The organism is Pseudomonas agronomica (assembly GCF_025917275.1).
In the GTDB taxonomy this organism is placed as follows: domain Bacteria; phylum Pseudomonadota; class Gammaproteobacteria; order Pseudomonadales; family Pseudomonadaceae; genus Aquipseudomonas; species Aquipseudomonas agronomica.
In genome coordinates this window covers 1-6,202 of record NZ_JAOSHO010000308.1, presented here as the reverse complement: position 1 = coordinate 6,202, position 6,202 = coordinate 1, and the positions used below count along the sequence as shown (strand labels likewise).

Annotated in this window: 8 protein-coding genes; 4 read left to right on the top strand and 4 right to left on the bottom strand. The window is 60.1% G+C overall.

Translation table 11 applies throughout. The features are described 5' to 3' along the window. Window positions 1-80: 80 nt before the first annotated feature. Window positions 81-1,271 carry an osmoprotectant NAGGN system M42 family peptidase gene (locus OC610_RS19090; protein WP_269808030.1) on the top strand — a complete coding sequence of 397 codons (1,191 nt, stop codon included), beginning with the start codon at window positions 81-83 and terminating at the stop codon, window positions 1,269-1,271. Window positions 1,272-1,595: 324 nt separating this feature from the next. Continuing rightward, on the top strand, window positions 1,596-1,823 hold the full coding sequence (locus tag OC610_RS19085) for a YheU family protein (protein WP_264429850.1): 228 nt from the start codon (window positions 1,596-1,598) through the stop codon (window positions 1,821-1,823). Here OC610_RS19085 and csrA read toward each other — a convergent pair. The 3 genes from csrA to OC610_RS19070 all read right to left on the bottom strand — a co-directional run bounded on the left by csrA (window position 1,812) and on the right by OC610_RS19070 (window position 3,366). Then, window positions 1,812-2,012: a carbon storage regulator CsrA gene (gene csrA, locus OC610_RS19080; RefSeq protein ID WP_264429849.1), complete on the bottom strand. Its 201-nt coding sequence runs from the start codon at window positions 2,010-2,012 to the stop codon at window positions 1,812-1,814. The genes OC610_RS19085 and csrA overlap by 12 nt on opposite strands. Before the next feature lie 147 nt (window positions 2,013-2,159). Then, entirely contained in the window at window positions 2,160-2,492 is a 333-nt protein-coding gene (locus OC610_RS19075) for a YnfA family protein (protein ID WP_264429848.1), read from the bottom strand. 58 nt (window positions 2,493-2,550) lie between these two features. After that, window positions 2,551-3,366, bottom strand: a complete 816-nt coding sequence (locus OC610_RS19070; protein WP_264429846.1) for an SDR family oxidoreductase — start codon at window positions 3,364-3,366, stop codon at window positions 2,551-2,553. Between the two features lie 100 nt (window positions 3,367-3,466). Here OC610_RS19070 and OC610_RS19065 point away from each other — a divergent pair, with 100 nt between their 5' ends. Next, window positions 3,467-3,631 carry a hypothetical protein gene (locus tag OC610_RS19065; protein ID WP_264429845.1) on the top strand — a complete coding sequence of 55 codons (165 nt, stop codon included), beginning with the start codon at window positions 3,467-3,469 and terminating at the stop codon, window positions 3,629-3,631. A gap of 26 nt (window positions 3,632-3,657) precedes the next feature. Next, window positions 3,658-3,810 carry a DUF3309 family protein gene (locus OC610_RS19060; protein ID WP_018606531.1) on the top strand — a complete coding sequence of 51 codons (153 nt, stop codon included), beginning with the start codon at window positions 3,658-3,660 and terminating at the stop codon, window positions 3,808-3,810. A gap of 55 nt (window positions 3,811-3,865) precedes the next feature. Here OC610_RS19060 and OC610_RS19055 read toward each other — a convergent pair whose 3' ends face one another. Continuing rightward, on the bottom strand, window positions 3,866-5,959 hold the full coding sequence (locus OC610_RS19055) for an LTA synthase family protein (protein WP_264429844.1): 2,094 nt from the start codon (window positions 5,957-5,959) through the stop codon (window positions 3,866-3,868). Window positions 5,960-6,202: the final 243 nt, after the last annotated feature.

Below are 6,202 nucleotides of genomic sequence, written 5' to 3'. Positions count from 1 at the left end.
TCGGCAGCTCCTACAGGCCCAGCGCGAGCTTGCTTCCTTGCCACGGGATCCGTCATTCCAATATTCCGCGAGGAGTTTCCATGATCAGTAATATTCCCGAACCGGACCTCGAATACCTGCGAAAAGTCCTGTTGGAAATGCTCGCCATTCCCAGCCCGACCGGCTTCACCGACACCATCGTGCGCTATGTCGCCGAGCGGCTCGAAGAGCTGGGCATCCCTTTCGAGATGACCCGGCGCGGCACGATCCGCGCCACCCTCAAGGGCCGCAAAAGCAGCCCCGACCGGGCGGTGTCGGCGCATCTGGACACCATCGGTGCCTCGGTACGGGCCATCAAGGACAACGGCCGCCTGACGCTCGCCCCGGTGGGTTGCTGGTCGAGCCGGTTTGCCGAGGGCAGCCGGGTCAGCCTGTTTACCGACACCGGCGTGATTCGCGGCAGCGTGCTGCCGTTGATGGCATCCGGTCATGCCTTCAACACCGCCGTGGACGAAATGCCCATCAGTTGGGACCACATCGAACTGCGCCTGGACGCCTACTGCGCCACCCGCGCCGATTGCGAAACATTGGGCGTGGGTGTCGGCGACTACGTGGCCTTCGATCCCTTGCCGGAGTTCACCGAAAGCGGCCACATCAGCGCGCGCCACCTGGACGACAAGGCCGGGGTCGCCGCCCTGCTGGCGGCGCTCAAAGCCATTGTCGACAGCGGCGAAGAACTGCTGATCGATTGCCATCCGCTGTTCACCATCACCGAGGAAACCGGCAGCGGCGCGGCGGCCGCACTGCCCTGGGACGTCAGCGAATTCGTCGGAATCGACATCGCCCCGGTCGCCCCCGGCCAACACTCCAATGAACACGCAGTGAGCGTGGCGATGCAGGATTCCGGTGGTCCGTATGACTATCACCTGTCACGGCACTTGTTGAAACTCGCCAAGGAAAACGAACTGCCGGTGCGCCGCGACCTGTTTCGCTACTACTTCAGCGACGCCCATTCGGCGATCACCGCCGGCCACGATATCCGTACCGCCCTGCTCGCCTTCGGTTGCGACGCGACCCACGGCTACGAACGCACCCACATCGACAGCCTGGCCGCGCTGAGTCGCCTGCTCGGCGCCTACATCCTCAGCCCACCGGTGTTCGCCAGCGACGCACAACCGGCCCAAGGTTCCCTGGACCGTTTCAGCCACCAGATCGAACACGATGCACAGATGGAAAGCGATACCCGAGTGCCGTCGGTGGACAGCTTGATTGGGCAGCGTTCGGATAGCTGACCCCACATTCACCGCCCGGCATATCGGCATCGCGGGCAAGCTCGCTCCCACTGGAATCAGAGGTGGACACCTATCCTGCAATCAACCCGGATTACTGTGGGAGCGAGCCCGCTCGCGAAGACGGCGGCACATCCAGCATCGAGGCAAGCTGATCTACCGCTTTCGCGAGCAGGCTCGCTCCCACAGGGGATCTTCAGTGCGACTCAGAACCCTGTGGGAGCGAGCTTGCTCGCGATGAGGCCAGAACAGACATCATAAAGCCCAGGCTAGCCGCCACAGCCCATCCGCCGTAGCATCCGCCCAATTGTCTAGCGGAGCCCTGCCATGCTGATCCCACACGACCAACTCGAAGTAGATACCCTCACCCGTCTGATCGAGGATTTCGTTACCCGCGACGGAACCGACAACGGTGATGACACCCCCTTGGAAACCCGCGTCCTGCGAGTCAGGCAAGCCCTGGCCAAAGGCCAGGCCTTGATTGTCTTCGATCCCGAGAGCGAACAGTGCCAGTTGATGCTCAAGCACGATGTGCCCAAGCATCTATTCGACTGAACACCCCCTGCGTGCGGCCTGGGCCTTTTTTTTCTGAATCTTCTCGTAGATTTCGGACCGGTGGACATCGATGTGCCGTGGCGCTTCGACGCCGAAACGCACGGTGCTCCCACTGACCGATAACACGCGAACGGAAATGTCATCACCGATGGAAATCAACTCACCAATAGTGCGGCTTAATACGAGCATGGCTCTTTCCTTAAGAAGGTCTGGACTTCGACCATGCCCGGTCAATTTTCCATGCACAAGATACCGGCAATAAATCAGTAATCCCCTACAAACAGGGACCCCAACGCCTGAAGGAAATGTCCTGCAAAAACCTGATTCCGACCTGTTTTATGGCCCAGTTATTCGTGGGCCGAACAAAATCACTCCCGCCCCCAACACACAGAGGGCCACGCCGATCCAGTCGGAACCCAACGGTCGCACACGCTCCACCACCGCCAACCAGCCGATTGACGCGACGATGTAGATCCCGCCATAGGCGGCATAGGCACGACCGGCGTAAGTGGCTTCGATACGGGTCAGCAACACGGCGAACAGTGTGAGACTGAGCAGTGCGGGCGCGATCCACCAGGCGCTCTTGCCCTGGCGCAACCACATCCAGAAGGCGTAGCAACCGGCGATCTCGAAGAGTGCGGCGAGAAAGAACCAAAGGTAATTGAACATGGGGCGGTCCATCAGGAAGGCACGAGGGCGCCATCCTGATGGATGCCGGGAACGCAGGTCAACTCAGGGTCTGGCGGGCCTTGGCGCGCATTTTGTCAGCCATGGCGGTCATTTCATCGTAGAGCGCCTGCGGGTTTTTCTGCTTCATGGCCCAGGCCGCGCGCCCCTGTTCATGGGGCAGGATCATGAACTGGCCTTCGGCGACCTGCTGGTAGATGTAATCGGCAATGTCAGCGGCGCTGATCGGCGAGCTTTCCAATAGCTTGCCGACCTGGGCTTTCATGGCTGGGGTCGGGCCGCGGAATGAGTCCAGCAGGCTGGTCTGGAAGAACGAGGGACAGACCACGTGTACGTCGACTTCCTGCTGCGCCAGTTCAACCAACAGGCTTTCCGACAAGGCCACCACGCCGGCCTTGGCCACGTTGTAGTTGCTCATGGCGGGGCCTTGCATCAGGGCGGCCATGGAGGCGATGTTGATGATTTTGCCGCGACTTTTTTCCAGCAGCGGCAAGAACGCCTTGCAGCCCTTGACCACGCCCATCAGGTTGATTGCGATCTGCCAGTCCCAATCCTCCAGGGACAGTTCGCTGAAGAACCCGCCCGACGCCACGCCCGCGTTGTTGACGATGACGTCGATGCCGCCGAGTTTTTCCTCGCAGGCCTGGGCAAACGCCGTGAGTTGGCTGTAGTCACGGACATCGCAGCGTTGGACGAACCCATCGCCGCCCGCTTCGCGTACCAGCCTGAGAGTTTCCTGCAGGCCTGGCTCACTGACATCCGACAAGGCCAGGCGCCAGCCCTCGCGGGCCCAGCGCAGCGCGATTTCGCGGCCCAGGCCAGAGCCGGCACCGGTGATCATCATGCGATTTTGCATAGGGAAACAGCCTTGTTGTTCCGGGAGAGATGGGCCGAGTGTAGCGAAGGCCCTGGCCCGACCCACGCTCCATCAGACTGCTGAATGGCGAGGGCAAACCATGGAAGGTCTTGAAGTCATGCTTTACGTCCGTGGCGATGCCACGGCAATGCGCTATATCGAACGGCAAAAAACTTTGAATTTTTTACAGGACGTTACGGTCGGACTTTATAAGCCGCCCGGATTTAACGCATGCGCGCTGGCAGTTGAAAGTTTTAATCACTGATGAACTGACCAATAAGGAAATCAACAATGGGCACTATTCTTATCATCATCCTGATCCTCCTGCTGATCGGTGGCCTGCCGGTCTTCCCGCACTCCAGAAGTTGGGGTTACGGCCCGTCCGGTATCATCGGCGTAGTCTTGGTGGTGCTGTTGATCTTGTTGTTACTTGGCAAGATATAAATCCAAGCGCAAAAAAAAGAGGCCTTCAAGGCCTCTTTTTTTATTCACCGGAAGATCAGTCCGGCTTGCCGTCAACAACGCCGGCGGTGTTATCCAACAGGCTCTTCGTGGCGGTTTGCAGGAACGATTCGAGTTGGGTTTTCATCTCGCCAGTCTCCGGTGCGTCCGGGATGATGTCCGCCCGCGGATTGGCGCCCAATTCATAGCGATACATCTTCGGTGCCATTTCCTTGTCTTTTGGCAACACGAGGATCTTGTCGTCGCGGATGATCGCAGTGGTCTGTTCGCTGCCCGACGGCTTGATCACACCGAAACCGGTATCGCCTTGCGGCAGGTTCAGCAAGTCACGGCCCCAGCACTGGTTGCGCACTTCCCCGCCGAGCCGGCCCATGATCGTCGGAACGATATCCACCTGGGTGCCCACGGTGTGATTGCGCTGGCCGAACTTCTCCTGGACGCCTGGCCCGATCAACAGCATCGGCACGTTGAAACGGCCCAGGTCCATCTCAGTGATCTGGCGCTCGTTGCCAAAGCCATGGTCGCCGACCACCACGAACAGCGTTTCCTTGAAGTAAGGCTCCTTGCGCGCTTTCTCGAAGAACTGGCCCAGCGCCCAGTCGGCATAACGCATGGCGGTCAGGTGCTCGTTCAGGCTGCCACGGTCAGTGACCCGCTCTACCGGCAACGGCGTCGGCAATGCGTAAGGTGTGTGGTTGGACAGGGTTTGCAGCAAGGCATAGAACGGCTTGCCGTTTTCCCGGGCCTTGAGCTCGATCAGGCCACGGTCGAACATGTCCTGGTCGGAGACGCCCCAGGTCGGATCGGAGAACACCGGGTTGACGAAGTCGTTACGGCCGATGAAGGTGGTCATGCCTTGGCTGCTGAAGAAGCCTGACTGGTTGTCCCAGGCGAAGTCGCCGTTATAAACGTAGACGTCGTCGTAGCTGCGGGCGCTGAGCAGTTGTGGCAGGCCCGACAGCTTGTGGCTGCCTTCCGGCGTCTGCATCAAGTATTCGAAACCCGGCAGGTTCGGGAAGCATGCCATGGTGGCGAACATGCCCTGGTGAGTGTGGGTGCCGTTGGAGAAGAAACGGTCGAACAGCAGGCCTTCCTTGGACAATTTATCCAGGTAAGGCGTGATGTTGCCCGGCGCGCCCAAGGCGCCCACCGAGTGACCGGCCATGCTTTCCATCAGGATCACGACCACGTTCTTGATCGGCAGCGTCTTGTCGGCCGGCGGCGTGTAGTCGCGGCGTACAGCGGCGGTCTCGGTGTCGACGAGTTTGTCGTCAGGCAGTACCAGCATGTTGCGCACGGTCTGCTGCGCCAGCGGTTGCTCAAGGGTGGCTTTCCAGATGTTGTCCCGGTCTTCGGACATCCGGCTCTTGGCCGCCGCGACCAGGGAGAGCGTGCCATTGAGGCCCAGCTGATTGGCGAAGTTCGAATCGGTGGTGTAGACATCGCCCCAGCGCAAGGGTGGACCTTGGCGCAAAGTGCCACGCGCCGCGACCACGGCCACCAGCAGGCAGACCATGAACACTGCAATCCGCGCGTACCACGGAGCGATCTGGCGCGTACCGATGCTGCCACCGCTGAACGGCCCACGTGGGCGAGTGGCGCGGTCGGCGCCCTTGAACGCCAGGCTCAGGATGATCGTGCCGCCGGCCCAGGCCAGCAGGTAGCGCACCACTGGGAAACCGTACCAGAGCATGCTCATGACGGTTTTCGGGTCTTCCTTGACGTATTGGAAGACCAGGCCGTTGAGGCGCTGGTGAAACTCACGGTAGAAATCCATCTCCATCAAGCCCAGGAATAGCGCGATGCTGGAGGTGACGGTCAACCAGAAACGAAAGAACCCGCGTGCCGCCATGGCCCGCGCACTGAACAACGCCAGCAGCAACGGGACGCAGAGATAGACGACCAGCCGCAGGTCGAAACGCAGCCCGTTGACAAATGCTTCCACGAAGGTCGAGGCCGGCGTATCGAGGATCATCTCGCGGTTGTAGACCAGCAGCGCCACGCGCAGCAGGCTGAACATGATCATCATCACCAGGGCACAGAGCAGCGTGTAGGCCAGGTGCGATTTGACGGTCGGTTGCAGCAGGCGATGCGTGGTGCGCTGCTGACTCAGGGCGTCCGGGATTGCCATGTCGTTTTAGGACCTATTGAAGTGGGGGTCAAAAGTAGGAACAACGGCGCGCCCTCTGTTGAGCCAGTCAAGGCCGGGGCTTGCGCGAAAGCGCAAATCTTGCACGAACGGTCATGGCATTGCCATTAAATAACCGGGCAATAAAAGCGCGGAGGATTGTCCGCAAGGTTTTGTGAAAATTTCGTTCAATGCATATTTCGCAACACAAAAGTGCCCCAGCGCACTTGTGGCGAGGGAGCTTGC